The organism is Pantoea sp. BJFS-204, assembly GCF_049310725.1.
In the GTDB taxonomy this organism is placed as follows: Bacteria; Pseudomonadota; Gammaproteobacteria; order Enterobacterales; family Enterobacteriaceae; genus Pantoea; species Pantoea agglomerans.
Genome location: NZ_JBMOWE010000001.1, coordinates 839,123 through 862,558, shown reverse-complemented (window position 1 = coordinate 862,558; position 23,436 = coordinate 839,123). Strand labels below are relative to the sequence as shown.

23 protein-coding genes are annotated in these 23,436 nt (G+C 54.1%); 11 read left to right on the top strand and 12 right to left on the bottom strand.

Going from position 1 to position 23,436, the window contains the following annotated elements:
• Nucleotides 1-33: 33 nt before the first annotated feature.
• The gene (fadR, locus tag ACO6VX_RS03890; RefSeq protein WP_010670276.1) at nt 34-753 is read right to left on the bottom strand and encodes a fatty acid metabolism transcriptional regulator FadR; all 720 of its coding nucleotides are present in this window, start codon (nt 751-753) and stop codon (nt 34-36) included.
• Nucleotides 754-1,236: 483 nt separating this feature from the next.
• On the opposite strand from fadR, the gene dsbB reads away from it, so the two are divergent.
• Complete coding sequence (gene dsbB / locus ACO6VX_RS03885; RefSeq protein ID WP_010260580.1) at nt 1,237-1,767, top strand: disulfide bond formation protein DsbB; 531 nt, start codon at nt 1,237-1,239, stop codon at nt 1,765-1,767.
• Nucleotides 1,768-2,399: 632 nt separating this feature from the next.
• On the opposite strand, the gene ACO6VX_RS03880 is transcribed toward dsbB, so the two are convergent.
• The 3 genes from ACO6VX_RS03880 to ACO6VX_RS03870 form a co-directional block, all read right to left on the bottom strand.
• Complete coding sequence (locus ACO6VX_RS03880; RefSeq protein WP_010260578.1) at nt 2,400-2,846, bottom strand: YcgN family cysteine cluster protein; 447 nt, start codon at nt 2,844-2,846, stop codon at nt 2,400-2,402.
• A gap of 65 nt (nt 2,847-2,911) precedes the next feature.
• Nucleotides 2,912-3,571: a fumarylacetoacetate hydrolase family protein gene (locus ACO6VX_RS03875; protein ID WP_010260576.1), complete on the bottom strand. Its 660-nt coding sequence runs from the start codon at nt 3,569-3,571 to the stop codon at nt 2,912-2,914.
• A 316-nt stretch (nt 3,572-3,887) separates the two neighbouring features.
• A complete protein-coding gene (locus tag ACO6VX_RS03870) occupies nt 3,888-4,163 on the bottom strand; it encodes a YcgL domain-containing protein (RefSeq protein ID WP_010260572.1) in 276 nt (91 codons plus the stop codon).
• A 155-nt stretch (nt 4,164-4,318) separates the two neighbouring features.
• Between ACO6VX_RS03870 and minC the strand changes: the two genes are divergently transcribed.
• The 3 genes from minC to minE are packed head-to-tail and all read left to right on the top strand — an operon-like array spanning nt 4,319 to nt 6,145.
• Entirely contained in the window at nt 4,319-5,026 is a 708-nt protein-coding gene (gene minC, locus ACO6VX_RS03865) for a septum site-determining protein MinC (RefSeq protein ID WP_010260571.1), read from the top strand.
• Between the two features lie 33 nt (nt 5,027-5,059).
• Complete coding sequence (gene minD, locus ACO6VX_RS03860) at nt 5,060-5,872, top strand: septum site-determining protein MinD (protein WP_010260569.1); 813 nt, start codon at nt 5,060-5,062, stop codon at nt 5,870-5,872.
• Nucleotides 5,873-5,875: 3 nt separating this feature from the next.
• The gene (gene minE, locus ACO6VX_RS03855) at nt 5,876-6,145 is read left to right on the top strand and encodes a cell division topological specificity factor MinE (protein WP_008925314.1); all 270 of its coding nucleotides are present in this window, start codon (nt 5,876-5,878) and stop codon (nt 6,143-6,145) included.
• Nucleotides 6,146-6,198: 53 nt separating this feature from the next.
• Here the strand turns inward: minE and rnd are convergent, their stop codons facing one another.
• The 6 genes from rnd to ACO6VX_RS03825 form a co-directional block, all read right to left on the bottom strand.
• Complete coding sequence (gene rnd, locus ACO6VX_RS03850; RefSeq protein ID WP_010260566.1) at nt 6,199-7,320, bottom strand: ribonuclease D; 1,122 nt, start codon at nt 7,318-7,320, stop codon at nt 6,199-6,201.
• A gap of 98 nt (nt 7,321-7,418) precedes the next feature.
• Entirely contained in the window at nt 7,419-9,095 is a 1,677-nt protein-coding gene (gene fadD, locus ACO6VX_RS03845; protein ID WP_187495991.1) for a long-chain-fatty-acid--CoA ligase FadD, read from the bottom strand.
• Between the two features lie 209 nt (nt 9,096-9,304).
• Nucleotides 9,305-9,901, bottom strand: coding sequence for a Slp family lipoprotein (locus tag ACO6VX_RS03840; protein ID WP_031592781.1), 597 nt, complete (start codon nt 9,899-9,901; stop codon nt 9,305-9,307).
• A 60-nt stretch (nt 9,902-9,961) separates the two neighbouring features.
• The gene (tsaB, locus tag ACO6VX_RS03835) at nt 9,962-10,660 is read right to left on the bottom strand and encodes a tRNA (adenosine(37)-N6)-threonylcarbamoyltransferase complex dimerization subunit type 1 TsaB (protein WP_346440803.1); all 699 of its coding nucleotides are present in this window, start codon (nt 10,658-10,660) and stop codon (nt 9,962-9,964) included.
• A 44-nt stretch (nt 10,661-10,704) separates the two neighbouring features.
• Complete coding sequence (locus ACO6VX_RS03830) at nt 10,705-12,621, bottom strand: ATP-dependent DNA helicase (protein ID WP_010260556.1); 1,917 nt, start codon at nt 12,619-12,621, stop codon at nt 10,705-10,707.
• A 241-nt stretch (nt 12,622-12,862) separates the two neighbouring features.
• On the bottom strand, nt 12,863-13,600 hold the full coding sequence (locus ACO6VX_RS03825; protein WP_422457714.1) for a carbonic anhydrase: 738 nt from the start codon (nt 13,598-13,600) through the stop codon (nt 12,863-12,865).
• Nucleotides 13,601-15,459: 1,859 nt separating this feature from the next.
• Between ACO6VX_RS03825 and ACO6VX_RS03820 the strand changes: the two genes are divergently transcribed.
• The gene (locus ACO6VX_RS03820) at nt 15,460-16,134 is read left to right on the top strand and encodes an ATP-dependent Clp protease proteolytic subunit (RefSeq protein WP_422457712.1); all 675 of its coding nucleotides are present in this window, start codon (nt 15,460-15,462) and stop codon (nt 16,132-16,134) included.
• A 382-nt stretch (nt 16,135-16,516) separates the two neighbouring features.
• Here the strand turns inward: ACO6VX_RS03820 and ACO6VX_RS03815 are convergent, their stop codons facing one another.
• Nucleotides 16,517-16,684, bottom strand: a complete 168-nt coding sequence (locus ACO6VX_RS03815) for a hypothetical protein (protein WP_010260551.1) — start codon at nt 16,682-16,684, stop codon at nt 16,517-16,519.
• A 353-nt stretch (nt 16,685-17,037) separates the two neighbouring features.
• Here ACO6VX_RS03815 and ACO6VX_RS03810 point away from each other — a divergent pair, with 353 nt between their 5' ends.
• Both ACO6VX_RS03810 and ACO6VX_RS03805 read left to right on the top strand, forming a co-directional pair.
• Entirely contained in the window at nt 17,038-17,397 is a 360-nt protein-coding gene (locus ACO6VX_RS03810) for a hypothetical protein (protein WP_010260549.1), read from the top strand.
• A 67-nt stretch (nt 17,398-17,464) separates the two neighbouring features.
• Nucleotides 17,465-17,809, top strand: coding sequence for a RidA family protein (locus ACO6VX_RS03805; RefSeq protein ID WP_003852699.1), 345 nt, complete (start codon nt 17,465-17,467; stop codon nt 17,807-17,809).
• Nucleotides 17,810-17,820: 11 nt separating this feature from the next.
• Here the strand turns inward: ACO6VX_RS03805 and ACO6VX_RS03800 are convergent, their stop codons facing one another.
• Nucleotides 17,821-18,015, bottom strand: coding sequence for a YoaH family protein (locus tag ACO6VX_RS03800; RefSeq protein ID WP_010260545.1), 195 nt, complete (start codon nt 18,013-18,015; stop codon nt 17,821-17,823).
• Nucleotides 18,016-18,125: 110 nt separating this feature from the next.
• On the opposite strand from ACO6VX_RS03800, the gene pabB reads away from it, so the two are divergent.
• The 4 genes from pabB (at nt 18,126) to ACO6VX_RS03780 (ending at nt 23,386) form a co-directional block, all read left to right on the top strand.
• Entirely contained in the window at nt 18,126-19,505 is a 1,380-nt protein-coding gene (gene pabB, locus ACO6VX_RS03795) for an aminodeoxychorismate synthase component 1 (protein WP_422457708.1), read from the top strand.
• The gene (locus ACO6VX_RS03790) at nt 19,489-20,052 is read left to right on the top strand and encodes a CoA pyrophosphatase (protein ID WP_022625545.1); all 564 of its coding nucleotides are present in this window, start codon (nt 19,489-19,491) and stop codon (nt 20,050-20,052) included. Before pabB ends, ACO6VX_RS03790 begins: the two co-directional genes overlap by 17 nt.
• Before the next feature lie 182 nt (nt 20,053-20,234).
• Nucleotides 20,235-21,599 carry an L-serine ammonia-lyase gene (locus ACO6VX_RS03785; RefSeq protein ID WP_422457706.1) on the top strand — a complete coding sequence of 455 codons (1,365 nt, stop codon included), beginning with the start codon at nt 20,235-20,237 and terminating at the stop codon, nt 21,597-21,599.
• A gap of 224 nt (nt 21,600-21,823) precedes the next feature.
• On the top strand, nt 21,824-23,386 hold the full coding sequence (locus ACO6VX_RS03780) for an EAL domain-containing protein (protein ID WP_422457704.1): 1,563 nt from the start codon (nt 21,824-21,826) through the stop codon (nt 23,384-23,386).
• Nucleotides 23,387-23,436: the final 50 nt, after the last annotated feature.

Sequence of the window (23,436 nt, the reverse complement as noted above, 5' to 3'; positions counted from 1 at the left end):
AAACAAAAAACCGGACGCGATGTCCGGTTTTTTTTAACGCTTACTGCCGAGATCGTCGGGCAGATTCTTCTGCATACTGTGCCAGATTTCACCGCTGCGGCGGCCGTAGTTGCGCACCACGTCCACAATCTCATCCTGTCCTGGCTCTTTGTCGCACAGTTCCAGCAGTTTGAGATAGAAATCGCGCGCGACCTGACGGGCTTCCGGATTAGAGAAGTAGTGGCGGCCAACGCGGGTATAGAGCCCTTTCAGGCCATTCAGAATCAGACCGTAAATCGGGTTACCTGACGCAAACGCCAGACCGCGGAACACCCGGTAGTCGAGTTCGGTATAGGCATCAGCCTGATCGGCAGCCGCACTGACGGTTTCCAGCACTTCGCGTGCTTTGTCCGGATGATGGCGCAGCGCACGGCTGATAAAGATCGATGAAATGTTGCTGCGTACCGACAGCAGGTTGTCGATCAGCACCGGAACGCTGTCGTGATCGAGACGGGCCAGCGTTTCCAGAATATTCAGGCCGGACGTCTCCCAGAAATCGTTCACCCGCGTCGGTTTACCGTGCTGAATAGTCAGCCAGCCATCGCGCGCCAGGCGCTGCAGCACTTCACGCAAGGTGGTGCGCGTCACCCCAATCAATTCAGAAAGCTCACGCTCAGCAGGAAGAATCGACCCTGGCGGAAAGCGACTGTTCCAGATGCTTTCAATAATATACTCTTCAGCAAATCCCGCTGGACTCTGAGCCTTTATAACCATAGCAATGTGTTCTCGTTGCTTTTCTAATCATGATGGGCACTCATCATACCAGACGCCCTATAGCGGATATAGCCTGCGTAACCATTAAAACCGGGCGCAGGCGCATATTTCAGCATGCCTGACCGCAGTATCAGCGGCTTCAGGATCACGGGCGGGCTGAACGACTTTCTGCGCTGAAATGGCGCGTGCCACAGCACCGCTGAGTGTCAGCGTACAGCCGCCCTGAAAGCGCTGAACGCTGGCAGCATATAACCCGCGCCTGCCGTTTCGCCTCCTGCCGCATGCGATCACCTCTGTCGCCACTGCGGCTCTCCCCGCTCTTCACTGACCAGCGTTCTGCAGATAAGGTCTGGCTTATCCTCATTTAACCTGCTCTGGATCAGAATCAGGTCATGTTTGCACACGATTTTTCCCTGTCCCTGGCTGGTTTGCAAACGCTTTTGGTTTACACTGCGTGGCATTAACGTTTACAGGGAATGCAATATGTTGCGATATCTGAATCAATGCTCACGTGGTCGCGGAGCCTGGTTACTACTGGCACTGACTGCACTTGCACTGGAATTAACAGCACTCTTTTTTCAGCACGTAATGGGCCTGAAGCCCTGCGTGATGTGTATTTATGAGCGCAATGCGCTGTTTGGTGTGCTGGGCGCGGGTCTGGTTGGTGCGATTGCGCCGAAATCGCCGTTGCGTCTGGCGGCGCTGGCGTTGTGGATCTACAGTGCCTGGGAAGGTCTGCGTCTCTCTTATGAACATACCATGATTCAGCTGCACCCTAACCCCTTCACCACCTGTGATTTTGCTGCCCGCTTCCCCAGCGGCTTACCGCTGGATAAGTGGCTGCCGTCGGTGTTTCTTGCCAGCGGTGACTGTGCAGAACGCAGCTGGACTTTCCTGACGCTCAGCATGCCGCAGTGGATGATTGTGGTGTTCGCCGGTTATCTGCTGGTCGCGGCGCTGGTGCTGATAGCCCAGCCGCTGAAACCTAAACGCCGCGATCTCTTTGGTCGCTGAGATCAAAAAAGGCTGCCACTGGCATAATGCTGGTCAGTTAAGATTAGAGTTGTAAAGGCTGTCACGGTCAGACGTGGCAGCTTTTTTTCTGTGCGAGCGAGCCGCAGTGCGGGCCAGCGCACCTCTGCTGCTGCCGGGCCGTCCTCGCGCCGCTCACGCGGTACCTTCGGCTTTGACGGCGCGCCGACGAACCGTTCGGGGATCGGCCCTCCCTGGCCGGCCCCGAACTGTCCACGCTTCCCGGCGTGGACTTCTGGCCCACCGTCACGCCTCAGCGCTGCGGATAGCCCTTTCAGCAGCAGAGGCGCTCAGGCCTCCACTCTCGTGCCCTTTTTAACAATACACACTGAAGTTTCAGAGCAGGCTGGGGCCGGGCAGGGGCAGGTAATCCGCAGCGCTGAACAGAATGAGTCTGCCAGGAGAGCCCGCAGGACGCGGGCGAAAGGCGGGGCGGCACAGGATGTGCCATCCCCGGCGGTCCGTCAGGCAGAGGAATGAAGTGAAGGAACCGCGCAGCGGCGCGAGGACCGCCAGCCCCTGCCCGGGACCAGACTGCGTTATCACCTGTCGCTTAACTGACCAGCATTATGCCACTGGCAGCCTTTTTTCTGTTCCGATTGATAGCGCGGCACTCAGCCGTTGCGATCGGGGCGATCAATGATGTGATCTTCCCAGTCCCGCACTTCACTCTCACGCACCGCAATATACCGCACCGAAATACGCTGCGCATGCATCGCTGTTTTCGAACCGGCCCGCAGCGGATGCCATACGGGTAAATCTTTGCCCTCACCCAGCAGCCGGTAGGCGCAGGTGCGCGGCAGCCAGTTGAAGGTCGTCAGATTTTCGCGCGTTAACTTGATGCAATCCTCTTCAAGCTCGAAGCGGCGCTCATAGTTACGGCACTGGCAGGTTTTAATATTGAGCTGATCACAGGCGACATTGGTGAAGTAGATCTCATCGGTGTCGGCGTCCTGCAATTTGTTCAGGCAACACTGTCCACAACCATCACACAAGGATTCCCATTCCTCATCGCTCATTTGTGCCAGGCGTTTTTGTTGCCAGAAAGGGGTGTCAGTCATGATGATTTGTCCGGATTGTGCCTAAACCGCACCTTATAAAGCCTATGCGGCGGTGATGCAAGTTTTTAGAGTACGCGCGTGCTGATGCCGTGACCCGCCAGTGAAACTTCCAGCTGATCACCCGAGCGCATCGGGCCTACCCCTTCTGGCGTACCGGTCAGAATCACATCGCCTGCACGCAGCGTAAAGTAGTGGCTCATATGGGCAATCAGCGGCAGGATTTTATGAATCATGTCTTCGGTGTTGCCGTGCTGACGCACTTCACCGTTCACCAGCAATTTAAGCTCGACATTCTGCGGATCGCCACTGAATTCCGTCACCGGGATAAAACCAGAGACAGGACAGGCGTTATCAAAGCCTTTGGATTTTTCCCACGGCTGGCCCGCTTTTTTCAGCCCGGCCTGCAGGTCACGCAGTGTCAGATCCAGCGCCACGCCATAACCTGCAATCGCCTTAGCCACATGCGCATCGGTCGCCTGCTTCAGTGTCGCGCCGATCAGCACCGCCAGTTCAACTTCATGATGGACCTCGCCAAACGCGTCGGGAATAGAGAGCGGCTGACGCAAATCACACAGCGCCGTTTCCGGCTTGATAAAGATCACCGGTTCGGTTGGGGTTGCGCTGCCCATCTCTTTAATGTGCTTTGCATAATTACTCCCGACGCAAACCACTTTGCTGACCGGAAAATCTAACAGAGCGCCTTGCCAGTTACGATGCTGATACATGCTCATCCCCTGTTCAGGTTAGGTGTGATGCCAGCGCTGCTGGCGGGTTGATGTTTGCTCATGCGTTGATCGAAATGCCAACCTCATAGCGTGATAATAAGATCCTTTTAACGGTCCGGGGTGCGTAATTTGTCAGAAAGCGTAAATGCAGGGGTTGAAGCGCTGAATAATCGTACAAATCGGGAGAAAAAATTGAGCAGGGAATTTAAAAAGGGGTGAAACAGATAAGCTGCACCGTTAATTTTGCGCAGCATCAGGGCAATATTATCCTGCCAGGATCGCACCGACAGGATTTATATTTACAGAAGAATCCGAGTTAAAGTTTTTTATCGGCCTGTAAATGAATGTTGAGGAGACTTTCAATCGGCGGAGGGAGCTGTAAATAATAGCCCTGCTCGCTTAATCCCTGCTTAACTTTATTGATATCCGCATTAGCCAGCCTGTCCCGCCCCGCCAGCTTAAGCACCATCGCCAGCTGCGGCTTGCCAAAGCCTTTCAGCAATTCTTCCGGAACGCGCGAGAAATCGTCCTTTTTTTCAACATAGAGATAAGTCTGGTCACGTAACGGGCTTCTGTAGATCACACAAAACATATTTTTTACTCGAATTAACCGGCGTTGAGGCTTGTCTGAATATAGCTGTAACTATAACATGCTTGCAGAACTTCGAATATTCACCGTTAGCGCTTCCACGATGATTTTATCATCGCCAGGCTTTCGGTAGTGAAAACAGGACTGAGTCGGGACAGATGTCGCAAACGCCAATCGAATTCAAAGGTAGCAGTTTCACCCTGTCTGTCGTCCATTTGCATCACCATGACCCTGCGGTGATTCGCAAGGCACTCCAGGACAAGATTGACCAGGCTCCAGATTTCCTGAAAAACGCGCCGGTGGTACTTAACGTCTCGACATTAAGTGCCGATGTTAACTGGAAACTGTTGCAACAGGCGGTTCTCGCCACCGGTTTACGCATTGTCGGCGTAAGCGGCTGCAAAGATGAAGCGCTGAAACGTATGATCGCCCGTGCCGGCCTGCCCGTGCTGGCAGAAGGTAAAGAGGCCAGACCGCAAGCCGCCGCGCCGCAGCCGATACCAGAACCACTGCCGGCTGTAACCGAAACGGTAGCAACGAAAACCCGCATCGTGAACACCCCGGTGCGCTCGGGCCAGCAGATTTATGCGCGTGACGCCGATTTGATCATCACCAGCAGCGTCAGCGCCGGCGCCGAACTGGTCGCCGATGGCAATATTCACATTTACGGCATGATGCGCGGTCGCGCCCTGGCGGGTGCCAGCGGTGATCGCAACTGCCAGATTTTTTGTACCAACCTGGCTGCCGAGCTGGTCTCGATTGCCGGAGAGTACTGGATCATGGATCAGATCCCGCAAGAATTTTTTGGTAAAGCTGCGCGCCTGTGCCTGCAGGATGGCGCGCTGACTATCCAGACACTTAATTAGGCCCCTTTTCTTTTGTTAAGGAAATCAACATTTATGGCACGCATTATTGTAGTTACATCCGGTAAAGGGGGCGTTGGTAAGACCACGTCAAGCGCGGCCATCGCCACCGGTTTAGCGCAGAAAGGCAAAAAGACAGTTGTGATCGATTTTGATATCGGTCTGCGTAACCTGGATTTGATCATGGGCTGTGAGCGCCGTGTGGTCTACGACTTTGTTAATGTAATCCAGGGCGATGCCACACTGAACCAGGCGCTGATTCGCGACAAACGCACGGAGCAGCTCTACATTCTGCCTGCGTCGCAGACCCGTGATAAAGATGCGCTGACCCGTGAGGGTGTTGAAAAAGTTCTGAACGATTTGGCTAAGATGGAGTTCGATTTCATCGTCTGTGACTCACCGGCAGGGATTGAAACGGGCGCACTGATGGCGCTCTACTTTGCCGATGAAGCCATTATTACCACCAACCCGGAAGTCTCTTCTGTCCGCGACTCCGACCGCATCCTCGGCATCATCTCATCCAAATCCCGTCGCGCTGAAAACAGTCAGGACCCGGTGAAGGAGCATCTGCTGCTGACCCGCTATAACCCTGGCCGGGTGAACCGTGGCGATATGCTGAGCATGGAAGATGTGCTGGAGATCCTGCGCATTCCTCTGGTCGGCGTGATCCCTGAAGATCAATCGGTGTTACGTGCCTCTAACCAGGGCGAACCGGTGATTCTTGACGGCGAATCTGATGCTGGCAAAGCCTATGCCGATACCGTTGAACGGTTGCTCGGTGAAGTACGCCCCTTCCGCTTTATCGAAGAAGAGAAGAAGGGTTTCCTGAAACGCCTGTTCGGGGGATAAACCATGGCATTACTTGATTTCTTTTTATCCCGGAAGAAGAACACTGCCAATATAGCCAAGGAAAGGCTGCAGATTATCGTGGCAGAACGGAGAAGGGGCGACAGTGAGCCCCACTATCTTCCGCAACTTAAGCGCGACATTCTGGAAGTGATTTGCAGATATGTGAAGATCGATCCAGAAATGGTAACGGTTCAGCTCGACCAGAAAGGTGATGATATCTCGATTCTGGAGCTGAACGTGACGCTGCCGGAAACGGATGAAGTGACTAAATGACGCTGACCGTTTGCTGAATTTCCCCTGCGCTCTGGCAGGGGAAATTTAACCGGTTAACAACCCGCCAGAATCTCCTCAATGCCGGGTTTCAGCAGTTCGCCCCGCCATCCGGTGAGTAACTCCGGCTGACGTCCCTGTGGCTTCAGGCCCCAGTGCTGACTTAATACCTGATTAATCTGACGTCGTGACGCCAGCAGCTCCTGACTGAATCCACTCTGCTCGCTCACCTGCTGCACCAGCGCTTTCATCGCTTTAAACACTGGCTTGTAGTGCGGATGGTCAATCAGATTGCCCAGCGGAGCCGGCAGTTCGCTCTCATCCAGCGCCTCAGCTTCTGCCACCAGCGCCACCAGCGCTTTGCCGTGGAAACGAATTTCGTGGCCTGACAGCCCCAGATGATCCAGCTCGCCCAGCGAGCCGGGCATAAAGCGCGCCACTTTCCACAGGTGCTCTTCGCGCACCACAAAGTTAACGGCCATATCTTTTTCACGCGCCAGCTTCAGACGCCAGGCCGCCAGTCGCTGTAACGCCGCCAGCTGACGCGGGCGCAACTGCCAGGCATTGGTAATATCCCGCCAGGCTTCATCCGGCGACAGGCTATCCAGACGACGCTGACACAGGTTATCGCACTCACTGAGTGCCGCCGACATATTGCCGGCCTCTTCCGTATTGATCATCAGCTGACGCGCAATTGGCAACAGATAGTGAACGTCCGCCGCCGCATACTCGCACTGACGCTGGGTCAGAGGGCGCGCCAGCCAGTCCGTGCGTGATTCACTTTTATCGAGTTCGACCTGAGTGAAATGCGCCACCATTGAGGCAAAACCCCAGGAGAGCGGCTGGCCAGAAAAGGCAGCCAGAATCTGGGTATCGATCATGGGCGTCGGCAGCACGCCGAAACGGTGCAGGAAGACTTCCAGATCTTCACCCCCGGCATGCAGGAATTTGGTGACGCGGGTGTCGGTAAGCAAGGCAATAAAGGGTGACCAGTCACGGATATTCAGCGGGTCAATCAGCACCAGTTGCTGATCGTCGAACAGCTGGATCAGGCCAAGCTGAGGGTAGTAAGTGCGGGTGCGGACAAATTCGGTATCCAGGGCCACCGCCGCGTGCTGGCGCGCTTTCTGACACACGTCTGCCAGTTGATCATCCTGGTCGATAAGGGAATAGTTCACGTCTGATTTCCACCGCAGCCAACAACGCGCGGCGCTCCATGTTAAAAACAATAAAAACGCCGGACATGCCGGCGTTCAACCTCAATTTCTGCCCGGATTCAGCTCGCGCCGGGTTTCGCCTCGTCGCGCAGCTCACGCCGCAGGATCTTGCCGACGTTGGTTTTAGGCAACTCATCACGAAACTCAATGATTTTCGGCACCTTGTAACCGGTCAGCTGACGGCGACAGTGATCGAGCACCTCTTCTTTGGTGAGCGATGCATCTTTTTTCACGATGCAGACTTTTACCGCTTCGCCAGAAAGATCGCTGGGCACACCGATAGCCGCGGCTTCACGCACTTTAGGATGCTGCATCAGCACGTCTTCGATTTCATTCGGATAGACATTAAAACCTGATACCAGAATCATATCTTTTTTGCGGTCAACGATGCGAATAAAGCCTTCCTGGTCAACGGTAACAATATCACCGCTGTGGAGCCAGCCATTTTTCAGCACTTCCGCTGTCGCTTCCGGATGCTGCCAGTAGCCCAGCATCACCTGCGGGCCGCTGATGCAAAGTTCGCCCGGTTCACCCGGAGGAACTTCATTGCCGTCGTCATCCAGAATCAGCACATCGGTCGAGGGCACCGGCAGACCGATACTGCCGGTATGGCAGCTGATGTCATAGGGATTGACTGACACCAGCGGAGAACACTCTGTCAGACCATAGCCTTCCAGCAGATAGTGTCCGGTCAGTTTTTCCCAGCGCTCGGCCACCACTTTCTGCACCGCCATTCCGCCACCGGCGGAAAGACGCAGCGTTGAAAAATCGAGTTTATTAAACTGCTCATCGTTGAGTAGCGCGTTAAACAGCGTGTTCACGCCGGTAATGGCGGTAAACGGAAATTTCCCCAGCTCTTTAACAAAGCCGGGGATATCGCGCGGATTGGTGATCAACAGATTCTGACCGCCCAGCTCCAGGAACAGCAGGCCATTCACCGTTAAGGCAAAGATGTGATAAAGCGGCAGCGCGGTGACGACACACTCTTTACCGTCACGCAGCAGCTTGCCGTAGGTCGCGCGGGTCTGCTCAAGATTCGCCTGCATGTTGCGATGGGTCAGCATCGCCCCTTTGGCCACGCCAGTGGTGCCACCGGTGTATTGCAGGAAGGCGAGATCGTCATTGGAGACCGTCGGGCGTTGATAATTGAGCGTTTCGCCGACTTCCAGTACGTGGCGAAATGAGATTGCCCCCGGCAGATGGTATTTGGGCACCAGCTTCTTCACATACTTAACGACAAAGTTAACCAGCGTCGCTTTTATTGGCGCCAGCTGATCGCCCATCCGGGTCAGGATGACGTGCCGCACAGCGGTTTTCGCCACCACTTTTTCCAGCGTGTGCGCAAAATTCGAGACAATGACAATCGCACTGGCCCCACTGTCATTGAGCTGATGCTGCAGTTCGCGCGGCGTATAGAGCGGATTCACATTGACCACGACCATACCTGCACGCAGCACACCAAACAGGGCCACCGGATACTGCAGTAAATTCGGCATCATCAGTGCCACCCGGTCACCCGCTTTCAGGCCCAGCTGTTGCTGAAGATAGGCGGCAAAAGCGCGGCTCTTCTCTTCCAGCTGACGATAACTCATCTTCTGACCCATGTTCAGGAACGCGGGTTGATCGGCGTAGCGTTTTGCGGCCTGCTCAAACAGATCCACCAGCGAGGTGTAACGATCTGCACTTATTTCGGCAGGCACATCTGCCGGGTAGCGTTTCAGCCAAACCTTATTCAAGGATCCACCCCGATAATTTTGTTGTATTTCCATCGCTGCCTCAGCCAATCTGGTTTGTTAACAATATTTTAACTGATTGTACCAGTTTGCCTGTTTTGGCATGTTGAGGTTGCGAAGTGCATCACTAAATTTCGTGCTGATAAAACAGGCAAATAAAAAGCCCGGCAGCGAGCACCGCGACCGGGCTGATACTTAAATGTTTTTTGCACTTACTCAGTCAGAATGGTCTGCACCTCTGCCGGCCCACTGTTCATCATTCCCCAGTAGGGATTCGGGCCCCAGTATCCACCGCGATGGCGGGTCGGACCATACCAGATCCAGGGATCCATCGGCTGAGGTGGAGCTGTCACCTGCTGGGTAAGTCGCCAGCGCTGATAACCGCGCACATCGATGACCGCAAATTTATAATCCGCTTCACCAATTTTGCCCTGCTCTGTCCCCTTAAGGGTACCCAGCACCGTCACATACTGATTTCTGACATCCACCGGATCAACAAAACCGCGGATATCGGCATAAATCCGACCGACCGAGGCCGCACCCAGACGTGGTCTGGCGCTATCATCCAGCGGCTGTGCAGCAATCTCAAGCCGGGTTTTGCCGTTCAGGTTAGTGACATTCACTACCTTGCCGCCAAAGCGAGATTCCTGCCCGACAAAGAGCGAAGGATCGCTCATGACCCGCAACAGATCCTGCTGCGGCTGAGGTGAGCTGCCCTGCAGCGTGTCAGGAATTGAGACACAACCGGTTAACGCCAGCACACAGGTCAGCAGCAGACCTGAAAGCCCTTTACCACACATTGACGACATAGACGTTCTCCCGTTAGGTAAAGAGTTAGACTGGACGCATAATAATAAGTTGCGTGCATTTTACCGGCCAGGTAATTTTTTCCAGGCGACTTCATTACGCAGATAAGTGGGCTCCGCCGTTTCCGGCAGCAGCGTCTTCCCCTGTGCCAGCGCAAGGGTTGCCAGCGGCAGCATATCTTCTGCAGCGGGCAGCGTAACGTCACTGGCGTTCAGGGTAAGTTCGTGTCCCTGCTGCAGGGCAGGATAAGCCTTCCAGCCGGTGCCTGCGGTCACCCATTCGCCAGAGAGCGCCTGCATCCGGGCCAGTGCCGCTTCGGGCGACAGCACGCTTTCGCTGGCCTCACCCTGCCAGGCACCCTGTTCATCACGCTGATATTCGGCCCAGTAGACCTCGCCCATCCGCGCATCAATAGCGGTTAATACCCGGGTAGCACCGTGCAGACGCCACGCGCCTTCCGCCAGCGTTGCCAGCGTGGAAACCGCGATCATCGGCAGAGAAGCGCCCAGTGCCAGTCCCTGCGCAATACCAATGCCAATCCGCACGCCGGTAAAACTGCCAGGGCCGCGACCAAAGGCGAGCGCGTCCAGGTCGGTCAGTTCCAGCTGCTGTGCCAGCAGTAGCTCTTCGATCAGCGGTAAAATACGCTGGGTGTGATCGCGCGGGGCAATTTCGAATCGGGCATCAATCTGTTGCTGATTCAGCAAGGCGGCTGAACAGGCTTCTGTCGCCGTATCCAGCGCTAAAATTCGGGCTGACATGACTACCTCAGAAGAAAGAAAACGGCGCGCATCTTAGCATAAAATTACGCGTCTGGTTCGGGTTGCTGGCGGATAAAGGCGATGGCGCGGGCAATGTCCCGGGTGCGCGGCGTCGGTGGCAGGCTATTGAGAAACAGCGCGCCATAAGGACGAGAAACCAGACGCTGATCGCAAATCACCAGTACGCCACGATCGTCGGTATCGCGGATTAAACGTCCCACGCCCTGCTTCAGGGTGATCACCGCATCCGGCAGCTGCACATCCGTAAAGGGATCGCCGCCACGAATCCGGCAATCTTCCATTCTGGCTTTCAACAGCGGATCTTCCGGTGAGGTGAACGGCAGTTTATCGATGATCACCAGCGACAGCGCATCACCCCGCACATCCACGCCTTCCCAGAAGCTGCTGGTCGCCACCAGCAGGGCATTGCCCTTATCGATGAACTGTTTCAGCAACTGACCCTTGCTGGTTTCACCCTGCACCAGCACGGGCAGCGTCATTGAGGCGCGAAATTCTGCGGCCAGCTCACGCATCATCAGGTGCGATGTGCACAGAAAGAAACAGCGGCCTTTATTAGCATCAATCAGCGGCTTCATCATTGCGGCCAGCTGGCGTGCACCACCCGGACGGTTAGGCTCAGGCAGATTGCGCGGAACGCAGAGCAGCGCCTGCTTCGCAAAATCGAACGGGCTGTTCAGAATCAGGCTTTTTGCTGCATTCACACCCAGCCGTTCGGCGAAGTGTGCCATTTTCTCATCCACCGCCAGGGTGGCTGAGGTGAAGATCCATGCAGCCTTACGATTATCCATTACTTCACGGAAGCGTTCTGCCACCGAGAGCGGCGTCAGCGCCAGGATAAAGTGACGTGAGGTACATTCATACCAGTAGCTGTAGCCCGGCTCGTTAATCGCCCGCAGCCGTTTTAACCGGCCACGGTAGAGCGCGGCTCGCTCGAAGGCGGCATCCAGCAGGGCTGAACGGCCCAGTGAGAGTTTGATAACGTCGTAACAGAGCTCAAGCGCATCATCCAGCAGCGTAAACATCCGCAGGATGTTGTTATCGCTCAGCAGTTCACGCAGGTTACCGCGATAGCCGGGATCGCCTAATGACAGGCGAAAATCCTGCGCGCACTGCGCCAGGCGGTCAGCGGATTTCTGCAGCTGCTGAGCATCACGCACCTCGGTGCGGTAGGCGGTAATAATATCTTTGGCGAGATCGAGTAACTGGCGGCTGGAGAGCTGCTGACCAAAATACTGACTGGCGATATCGGGCAGCTGATGGGCTTCATCGAAGATCATCACATCAGCTTCGGGAATAAGTTCGCCAAAGCCGCCCTCTTTCACCACCAGGTCAGCAAGAAACAAGTGGTGGTTCACGACCACTACATCGGCGTCCATCGCGCGCTTACGCGCTTTGACCACAAAGCACTCTTTATAGCGCGGGCAGTCAGTGCCGAGGCAGTTATCGTTGGTGCTGGTGACCAGCGGCCAGACCGGGCTGTCTTCGGTCACGCCCGCACAGCTGCTGATGTCGCCATCTTCCGTCTGCGATGACCAGCTGCGCAGCGTCACCAGATCGGTCAGCCCCTGCGCGGTGAGATCGCCGCCCGCCATCGATTGCTGTTCCATGCGTTCCAGGCAAAGGTAGTTGGAGCGTCCTTTCAGCAAGGCCGTTTTACCTTTAAAATCCAGCGCCTTGATCATCGTAGGCAGATCGCGGCCATAGAGCTGATCCTGCAGCGCCTTGGATCCGGTGGAAACAATCACTTTTTTACCGGCCCGCAAAGCGGGAGCCAGGTAGGCATAAGTTTTTCCGGTGCCGGTACCGGCCTCGACCACCAGTTCACCCTGCTGTTTTACGGCTTCAGATACCGCCTGCGCCATCTCACGCTGTGCTTCACGCGGCTTAAAGCCTGCGATCGCCAGCGCCAGCGCGCCATCCACTGCAAAATCGTCTGCCACATACCCTCACTAAGAACGGCAAAAACACTGTAATTATGTCAGTATTGGATCAACAAAGCAAAATTGATAATTATCAATGGCTTGTCTATTTTTAGCCGTTGGGAGTGTGGCAGCCAGTGGCTCAGGGTCGCGTCTGAAAGATGAGAAAAAGGCGGCACGGGGCCGCCTGAAAAGAGTCTCTCGCAGCACCGGGATACCTGATGAGAAGTTGCACCGCGAAAGGCAGTAGAAATCGCTGTGACTACTCTACAATCATGCGCCCATTGAGATGCTGCAACGGACGATTATTGGTGGTTTTCAGCGCCTGTTTAAAGGCGTCGAGCTGCGCCTGAGAGAGCGAAACCGGCTGTTTCAGCACCAGCCATCGAATCCCTTCGCTGCAGGGCGGCGTCGTCAGGGAGCCACTGAAACGATAATAGTGCAGATCTTCCGGGAAGAGATCGCGTAAGTTTACCTGGCGATTAATGGTTACCTGCTGGTTTTCCTGTTTCGGCATAGCGTCGATCAACGGTGCCAGCGCCGGATTATCTTCACCGACCTTAAACATCACCGCGACCACGGCCAGATCGCCATCCTCTTTGCTGTGTACAAAGTGGGCTTCAAGGGGAAAGGTGTGCCCATTGATCTGGTTCTCACTCGGCGTATGGAAGTGATACTGACGCAGCGTGAACTTTTCACTATCCAGTACAAAATCATCTTCTTCATCAACGGTCACCTGAATCGTGTGGCCATTGTTGATCACCTTCTCAGCCGACGTATGGTAGGCCAGATCGAGTGCCTGTAAATGTCCCTCAATCGGATCTTTAATATTGATAGGCGACTGGGACTTACCTTCGTGGCAGATGTGGAAGTCGCTGGTCAGTTCGCTCCAGTGTTCCGGGCCAGCTTTGCCTTCGTACGTCCAGTGCGGTTCCGCCGCACCGGCTACGTTGAGGGTAGAAAGCGCCACAACCAGACTTAACATTTTTGGTAATTTCATTTTTATCCCTGCTTTATAAGCTTATTTGCGGCAGGGATACTATTCCGCTGACTACTGAATCAGCAAGGTGACAAAATGCGTTAAATCAAAATCAGAACGAATAAAGAGTTTATAATTACAATCAGTGTTAATTTAATTAACAAACACCACGATGTTACGTTTTTAAGCACTTCAGGAAAGGGTTGATATCAATCTCTCTGAATAAAAGAGTTTCATTTTTCTGTATTTATCATTTTGATCGTCGAAACGAGCCGGGAGGGAAATTTTGCACTAAATTCAGGCGACGTAAGAAACCGCAAAACTGCACGCAGGCGGTTTTGCGGTGCAACGCGATAACGCGTCATAAAAGATTATGCAGGTGACGCTAGACATCCTTTTCTAATGGTTCCTCTTCTTCATCTTCTTCCTCATCTTCAGGATAAATCTCAGCGTCATCGGGCAGCGGCTCATCGTAATCAGGGCGTTCAGACATAATTTCCTCCGGTGTCAGATAGCAATTTTGCTATGCCCTTTGAGTGTAGCTTACTCCTGCCATCTGTTTTGCAAGGCTCGCAAAAGATATGAGAAATGCGGGCGCTGCCGCAGACTCTGCTTCGCCACTGCGTGAAACAGCCTTGCGTCACAGCCGGTGCTGATAGCGTACCGGTTAATCGGATGCCCATTCGCCTCCTCCAGCCGCGTTATCATTGACGTCAGTCGGATAGCGGGTTTGATAATTCGCCGCTGAAAAAACTGTGCTTTCAAAAAAACCTCTTACTCGTTTAATGAATAAAAGGCCGGAACTTAACTACCTATAATATAGGGACACGAAAATTTAATGATGCGATTCAAAGCACAATCATGCACAAAGAAAGGTAACATTAAATAAAAAATCAACAGGAATAGCATTAAACATCGTTCTGTTGTTATAAGAGAAAATCCCTGATATAAAAGAGACAGAATTTAAACGTAATCTGTGAGCATTAGCGGATTGAATATTTCCTCTGATGCAGCCACGCTGACTTAACAGATGGTAGCGAGGTAATTAAAATTCAGGAATTCTGTTATCTCTCACAGGCAATAAAAACTTGTCGCCGGATGAGTCACATCACAATAGAAACCATGCCTCACGGCATCCGTCCTCTTTAAAAGGCCGTTTAAGACTATCTCGCTAAAGATATCCGTTAATGTAAATGAAGTGGGGTTTTATATTATAAGTTAAGTGGGATGTAATCTGGCTGTTGCTGCCCTGTTGCATCCATCTGTCAGTCAGGACACAATTAAATCAATAAGGAGAAATATCATTGTTCCCAAAATTACCCCGGTATAGCTTAGTGATTCTGACGCTGAGCGGTTGCGTTACCAACGATGAGGTCAAACTTAACCCAGTTGGTCAACATAGTGAACCTGTCATGCCGCATATAAACCAGGGGATCAGCCCTGCACAGCGGCGCGCGATTATGTCCGGCGAACAACCAGACTGGTCTGACGTTTATCCTCAGCGAATCAATAAAAACTCGTCAGCTGTCAGGAAATGATCTGCACGTCGTAACGGCTAACGTCGTTACTCCACCACACAACATAACGTGAAAATATTTTGGAAAAGAGTAATCAAATCATCGATGATGTCTCCCTATGGGATTGGATTGTCACATTAATTTTAACTGGCATACCCGTATTAAATCTTTTCATGCTGCTTTACTGGTCCTTAAACCGAAGGACTAAACGTTCAAAGAAAAACTACGCCAGAGCGAGTTTATTATTGATATTCATCGTACTTATCTTCTATATCATCACCCTGGAAGTTACAACGGGCTATTTTCTTTTTAAACATTACTGATCCTTAAACTGACAGCGTCACACCCTTAAATGGAGTTTTTATGGTGCGTTATTTCACTTTTCTGTTATTGGGCGTCACTTCCGCTTGCTGCATAGCAAAAACGTCAGTGGTGATAAATAACACCCTGAAAGCGCAAGAGATAAAATCGGCAAAAATCGTTTACATTGGCGAGGTTAATGGCACTAAAGTGGCAGAATTGATGGCAGGCATCGATGATATTAATGCAAGTTACCCTGCTGTAAAAGAAATATCGCTTTATATAAACAGCTTTGGCGGCGACATGGAAGCCGGCTATATGGGCGGTCAGGCCGTCAGGGGCTCAAGGATTCCGATAAAAACCATCAATGCCGCAATGACGGGTTCGGCGGCTACCCTGATTTATTGCTCAGGGGCGCAAAGGGAAACATTACCCAGCGCAACATTTTTAATCCACCCTGCAGCGAGTCAAAACATTCAGAGCAACTATCTGAAAAAAAATGAAATCATTTTACTCAGCAGAGATATCGATAATGTCAGTAAAATATTCAGGGACACCTATGCATCCTGTTTCAAAGATGACGGGAAACAGATAGATAAGGCTTTATTTAGTGAAGACAACCGTATTTACCTGCGTTTTCCAGAATCTGTAAAACAGGGTATTGCACAAAAACGTGTTGAAGGAATCGCCCCCGCTGATGTCGCTTATTACATTTTCACTTCAGAGGCCAGCGGCTAGCAAAAATAACGTTATGTATGCCTGCTGGAAGAATACCTTTTATCAGATATGCGCCGCCTGGACAGATGGGCGTGCTGGCGGGGAGACATATCGATCCGCTGGTGGGTAATCCAGAGAAGAACATAACGCAGACGACGTTCAGATGGGGCGCCGCAGGATCTCACCATCAATATCACGGCGGATTTTCGCTGTAAGCGCTACCCTTGCATGGTGAGTTTTTTGAGCAGCTATAGCAGGGTTGATTCAACACTGGCCAGATAAAAAGCGGCAAATAAAGCAGGCCGCTCAGCCAGATACGGCTCATTCTGGTACTGGGCGTTTATCTGTTTCTGGCTGGTGACCTGATATCACGATTATTGGCGACGCTGCTGTTGCGACCTGCTTATAAGCGGACGTACAACGCCCCCGCCAGCATAACGATGAACAGAATAGCGAAGGTAATAAAGCCCTGCTTACTGCCACGGGACAATCCAACAAATGCCGAAACCACAATAAACAGCAGCGTCAGTGCGCCGACCATCACCCAAAAAAGATACTGCGTATTCGCCATGCCTGAATCCTCATCCGTAGCGCGATTTATCTGCTGTTTTATAACATTTTTATGCCGCGCGTGCCCTCACTTCTCCCGCTCTTTCGACGCTTTATGCTGCTTCAGTACAGCTGGGCTGCAACAGTGACAACGTCCGCGGCTCATGATCATGATGCAGACAGTGTGATGCAGTTAGCAAATGCAGAGGAACGCAGCGAGTAAACAAACGCGCGGATTATAATGATTAAATCAGCTTACCGTTGGGATGTGGCACCCGTAGGCTGACGTGCTGAGACTGGTTTAACATTGCAGCCGTTCAGGCGGTGTTAAACAGATGGCCTTAACCCGACTGCCTGACTCAGGCGGAGGAATGTATGAACTGTTTCCGCATCGGCTCTCTGGCTGGCGTGCTGCTGCTCTGCGGCTGCCAGGCACCCACGCCTGATCAGGCTCGTCTGCAGCAGCCTGTTTTTCAGGGTCAAAGCACCCGCACCGTCCCTCAGCTTAGTGACTGTATTTATCGCGGCTGGTCCACCACCAGCGTCATTGCCAGAGATAACACCACCCACACCCAGCCCAACGGCAGCGAGATCAGCGTTTTTACCTGGGAAGATTCGATTTTTGCGGATGTGTCGCCCCGCCGAAAAGGGGCTGAGGTGAAATATTTCACGACTTTCCGGATGGCGCCTCAGGTGATGGCGGACAGACAGGCGATTGTTGAGCGCTGCCTGTAAGGCGTAAGGGGTGACAGCGATGTCGGGAGTGTGCCAGGCTAATGCGCAATTAACCAGGGAGAAACCGATGAGTATTACCCGCATTGACCCGGAACACCGTATGTCCGAAGCCGTGATCCACAACGACACGATCTATTACACCAGCGTGCCTGAGAATCTGGATGCCGACGCAGAAGCGCAGACAGCCAATGCGCTGGCAGTGATTGATGCGATTCTGACACGGCTCGGTAGCGATAAAAGCAAAATCCTTGATGCGACGCTGTTTCTGGTGGATAAGGCCGATTTCCCTGCGATGAACCGCGCATGGGACGCATGGGTCTCGCCAGGTAATGCGCCGGTGCGCTGCACGGTACAGGCCGGTCTGTTGAATCCGAAGTACAAAATCGAAATTAAAATTATCGCTGCACGTTAAAACGCCGGGCGTTATTCCTCTTCGTTTTCTTCATCTTCGTCTTCGAATAGCGCCCGAATCCGTTCGCCCTTGAAATTTTGTCGGATCTCCTGCGCCACCTGGGTGATCGCTTCACCGCTCGACAAACCTCCCGCCATCAATTCCTGAATACGTTCGACGGCCTGCTGCTGCTGCTCATGAGAGAGAGCCGGTATTCCTATAAACATGTTTCACTCCTGCGTTGGGGCAGACAGTATCCCACGCGGAACTAACAGGTGCCAGTCAGGAAAAAATATGGCAGTCTGACCGCCTCTTTGCTCTCTGATTTCTCTGCCCGATGATTGTTGAAACCCTCAGTCTTGATTATACCCCGGATGCGCTGATTCAGCGTTTTGCCCCGATTGCCCATCTGCCCTGGGCGATGCTGCTCTCCTCCGCGCAGGCGAACCACAGCGACAACCGCTTTGATATTCTGACTGCCGATCCCCGCGCCACCCTGGTGACCCGCGGTGCGATGACTACCCTCAGCGACCCGACCGGCACGACCGAATCAACCGCCGATCCCCTGCTGCTGGTGCAGCAGCAGTGTGATGCGCTGGGCGTGACGCCGGCTGCCAGCGATGCCCTGCCGTTTCAGGGCGGTGCGCTGGGCCTGTTTGGTTATGACCTGGGCCGCCGGTTTGAGTCGCTGCCTCAGCAGGCCGCAGCCGATCTCACCACGCCTGACATGGCGGTGGGTATCTATGACTGGGCATTGATTGCCGATCATCATCAGCAGACCCTGACGCTGGTGGCGTTAAAGAACGCAGAAGAACGCGCCGCCTGGCTGGCGCAATGGCCGGCGCGCGAGGCCGTGCCCTTTTCACTGACCAGCCGCTGGCGCTCCAACCTGAGCTATGAAGATTACGCTGCGCGTTTTGCGGCGGTTCAGGCCTATATTCAGGCGGGTGACTGTTATCAGGTTAATCTGGCGCAGCGTTTTCAGGCCGGTTACCAGGGTGATGAGTGGCAGGCGTTCAGTATACTCAATGCGGCTAACCGCGCGCCGTTCAGCGCTTTTCTGCGTCTGCCGGAGAGCGCGATCCTCAGCCTGTCGCCGGAGCGCTTTCTGTCGCTGAATAATAAGCAGATCGAAACCCGACCGATCAAAGGTACCCGGCCACGCTGTGACGATCCGATTGCTGATGCGCAACAGGCTGAGTCGCTGCGCCATGCGGAAAAAGATCGGGCCGAAAACCTGATGATTGTCGATTTACTGCGCAACGATATTGGCCGCGTGGCGCTACCCGGCTCGGTCACGGTGCCGGAACTGTTTGTGGTTGAACCCTTCCCCGCCGTGCACCACCTGGTGAGCACGGTGCGGGCGCAGTTGCCTGACACCCTGCAGGCCACCGATCTGCTGCGCGCCTGTTTTCCGGGCGGCTCGATTACCGGTGCGCCCAAGATTCGGGCGATGGAGATTATTGATGAACTGGAGCCGCAGCGGCGCAATGCCTGGTGCGGCAGCATCGGTTATCTCAGCCTGTGTGGCCGGATGGATACCAGCATCACCATTCGCACGCTGATCGCTGAAGGTCAGCAGCTCTACTGTGCGGCGGGCGGCGGGCTTGTTGCAGACAGCGATCCCGAAGCGGAGTATCAGGAAACACTCGACAAAGTCAGCCGGATCTTACCGGCACTGGAACAAACCGGAGGTTCAGTTGGCCCTGACGCTTGATGATTTCCGCAGCCGTTTTCTGTTGCAGCAGCCAGCCCGCAGCACACAATTGCTATCCGGGCGCCATGCGGCGGTGCTGGTGCCGATTGTGGCACGGCCTGAACCCGGTCTGTTGCTGACGCAGCGCTCACACGCCTTGCGCAAACATGCCGGACAGGTCGCTTTTCCCGGCGGGATGCAGGATGACACTGACGCATCGCTCATCGCCACAGCACTGCGTGAAGCACAGGAAGAGGTTGGCATTGAGCCGCATCAGGTCGAGGTATTAGGCGCACTGCCCGCCGTGACCAGCAGCACCGGCTTTCAGGTGACGCCGGTACTGGGGATCATTCCGGCCGATCTGCGATTAACGATTAATCCGGATGAGGTGAGCAGCGCCTTTGAGATGCCGCTGGCCGAGGCTTTGCAGCTCAGCCGCTACAGCGCGCTGGAGGTGCATCGGGCTGGCGTTCGCCACCCGGTCTGGCTGTCGCGCTATCAGGATTATCTGGTGTGGGGCATGACCGCGGGTATTATCCGATCACTGAGTGCTCAGATCGCATTCTGAAACCTTTCTCGTTTTTCTCTCTCCGGCCCGTCAGGTTACTGGCGCGCTGCACTATAATTTTTTCTATGAGTTTTGATAAGTTTATTTCATGCGAAAAGCTGCTCTTTCCTGGTGCATGACCATTACTATGGGCGCCATAAACTGCCCCGGCAGACTGAGAATAATTGTGAGGAGTGTCACCTGTGATTAGTGTTTTTGACATGTTCAAAGTGGGCATCGGCCCCTCAAGTTCGCATACTGTCGGCCCGATGAAAGCAGGTAAACAGTTTGTGGATTTGCTGTGCGAACAGGAAAAGCTGCAGGAGGTCACCCGGATCGCCGTGGATGTTTACGGTTCTCTCTCTCTGACCGGCAAAGGCCATCACACTGATATCGCCATTATTATGGGTCTGGCGGGTGAATCGCCGGATGCGGTGGATATCGATGCGATCCCCGCCTTTATTAAAGATGTTGAGCAGCGTGAGCGACTGCTGCTGGCGAAAGGCGCACACGAAGTGGATTTCCCGCGCGAAGGCGGCATGGTATTTCGCAGTGAGAACCTCTCGCTGCATGAAAATGGCCTGCGCCTGCTCGCGTTTGCGGGCGAACTGCTGATCCTGTCAAAAACCTATTACTCCGTTGGCGGCGGTTTCATTGTTGATGAAGAGCATTTCGGACAGTCGGCACTGGATGAAGTCTCTGTGCCCTGGCCGTTCCACTCCGCCAAAGATCTGCTGGCTCACTGTCGTGAAACCGGCCTGTCACTCTCAGGTCTGGTGATGAAAAATGAGCTGGCGCTGCACAGCCGCGATGAGATCCATGCCTATTTCACTAACATCTGGCAGACGATGCAGGCCTGTATCGACCGCGGTCTGAATACCGAAGGCGTGTTGCCAGGGCCACTGCGCGTGCCCCGTCGCGCCGCCTCCCTGCGTCGTCTGCTGACCTCCTCTGACAAGCACTCCAGCGATCCGATGATTGTAATCGACTGGATCAATATGTATGCGCTGGCCGTTAACGAAGAAAACGCCGCGGGAGGCCGCGTGGTGACCGCGCCCACTAACGGTGCCTGCGGTATCGTGCCTGCGGTGCTGGCTTACTACGATCACTTCATTGAGCCGGTGACACCCGACATTTTCCTGCGCTATTTCCTCGCCTCTGGCGCCATCGGCGTGCTGTACAAAATGAACGCCTCTATTTCAGGCGCGGAAGTGGGCTGTCAGGGTGAAGTGGGTGTCGCCTGTTCTATGGCGGCGGCCGGTCTGGCTGAACTGCTGGGCGGCAGTCCGGAACAGGTCTGCGTGGCGGCTGAAATCGGCATGGAACATAACCTTGGACTGACCTGTGACCCGGTAGCCGGTCAGGTTCAGGTGCCCTGCATTGAGCGCAATGCTATCGCCTCGGTTAAAGCGATTAACGCGGCGCGCATGGCACTTAGGCGCACCAGCGAACCCCGCGTCTCGCTGGATAAGGTTATCGAGACAATGTATGAAACCGGCAAAGATATGAACGCCAAATATCGTGAAACTTCGCGTGGCGGTCTGGCGATTAAAGTTCAGTGTGATTAAGCGAAACGATTAACTGATTAAAAAACGTGCAAACGTAATAAAATCCGCATCCTGCGCTATCTCAGCGCAGGTTTAACCGGTAGAGTGATTTCCGCGCAGCCGTCCGGCTTACGCAACTTTCCAGACCCGCTTTTCTGCATTCCGGCCTCAATGTTGATCTGACCGTGCCGATACTCACCCCGTTGTGTTTTGCTTTTTACTGGCTTTTGGGAAGGTGGATACAGATGTTTATGGCCCAGCAAAATGTTGGACAATTCAGACGCAAGCGTGTGCTGATAGCGCTGTCGATCGCCACCGTGGTGCTGATATTAACCCTGGCCTTTCGCTATATCGAAGAGAAGTCACGTATCGAGCAGCAGGCGATGGATTTCGCCGATAAAGCGATTATGCGGTTTGACCGGATGTTTTCACCGCTGGAGGTTTCAGCCAATAATACGCTGGGTCTGGTCGGCGTTCCCTGTCAGGATGTTCGCTTTCCACTCATCGAAAAAATCTCCTCCCTGCAGACGGTCCGGGCGATCCTGCTGGTGGATAACGATGTGCTCTACTGCTCCAGTATCTACGGGCCGCGCACCATCCCCTTTAGCCAGACTTACCCTGACTTAGCCTTTAACAGTCAGCGCATGACGCTGGCAACCGATGAGTATCTGCTGAAAGGCTCGCCCATTTTACTGCTGTGGACGCCAAAGAGCCTGGATAACCGCTCCGGGATTTTGCAGGTGATCAACATCGAAATGATGAGCAATTATCTGCTGGAGCCACAGTTGCCCTGGGTGGAGCGCGCTGCCTTTAACGTCAATGGAGAGAGCCTGGAGTATGGCAATCCACTGATCGAGCCCACGGTGCCGTCAGAAGACGAAGTGAGCTATGAGCAGGGCTCGCTGCGCTATCCGTTTACGCTTACTCTCTATGGCCCCTCTCCGACCCGCCTGGCGCTGGCGACGCTGCCCTCACAGCTCCCGCTGGCGCTGCTGCTGAGTCTGCTTATGGGTTACATCGTCTGGCTGGCGACCGCAAATCGTATGAGCCTGAGCTGGCAAATCAGTTATGGCATTACGGCCCGTGAGTTTATGGTTTATTGCCAGCCGCTGATCAACACCAAAAGTGGTGAGTGCGACGGTATTGAGTTACTGCTGCGCTGGCATAATCCCCGTCAGGGCTGGATTGCCCCGGATGTCTTTATTCCCCTGGCCGAGCGACAGAACCTGATCAAACCGCTGACGCGCTTTGTACTGAATGAGGTGGTGAGTCAGTTACCGCAGCTGCCCGACGATCCCGCGTTCCATATCGCCATTAACGTTGCCGCCAGCCACTTCCGCGACCACGCCATTCTGGAAGATCTGCACAACCTGTGGTGGCCTGCCAATCCGGTGCCAAAACTGGTGGTGGAGCTCACCGAGCGCGATGCCCTGCCGGTCGTGGACCAGTCGGTGATTGCGCAACTGCACGACATCGGTGTCCGGCTGGCGATTGATGATTTTGGCACCGGTCACAGCTCGCTCTCCTACCTGAAAGATCTGCAGCCAGATGTGCTGAAAATCGACAAGATTTTCACCGCAGCCATCGGCACTGACGCGATTAATGCCACGGTGACGGATATGGTGATTTCGCTGGCCCAGCGCCTGAATATCAGTCTGGTGGCCGAAGGCGTGGAAACAGCTGAGCAGGCGGCCTATCTGCGCGAACGCGGCGTGGATCATCTGCAGGGCTACTATTTTGCCCGCCCGATGCCGCTGCAGGACTTCCCGGCGTGGCTGGCGCAGCATCAGGCTGATGCCCGCAGGTGACAATCGCCTGAGCCCCGTTTCGCCCTGCCTGATGACCTTACGCCACAGAC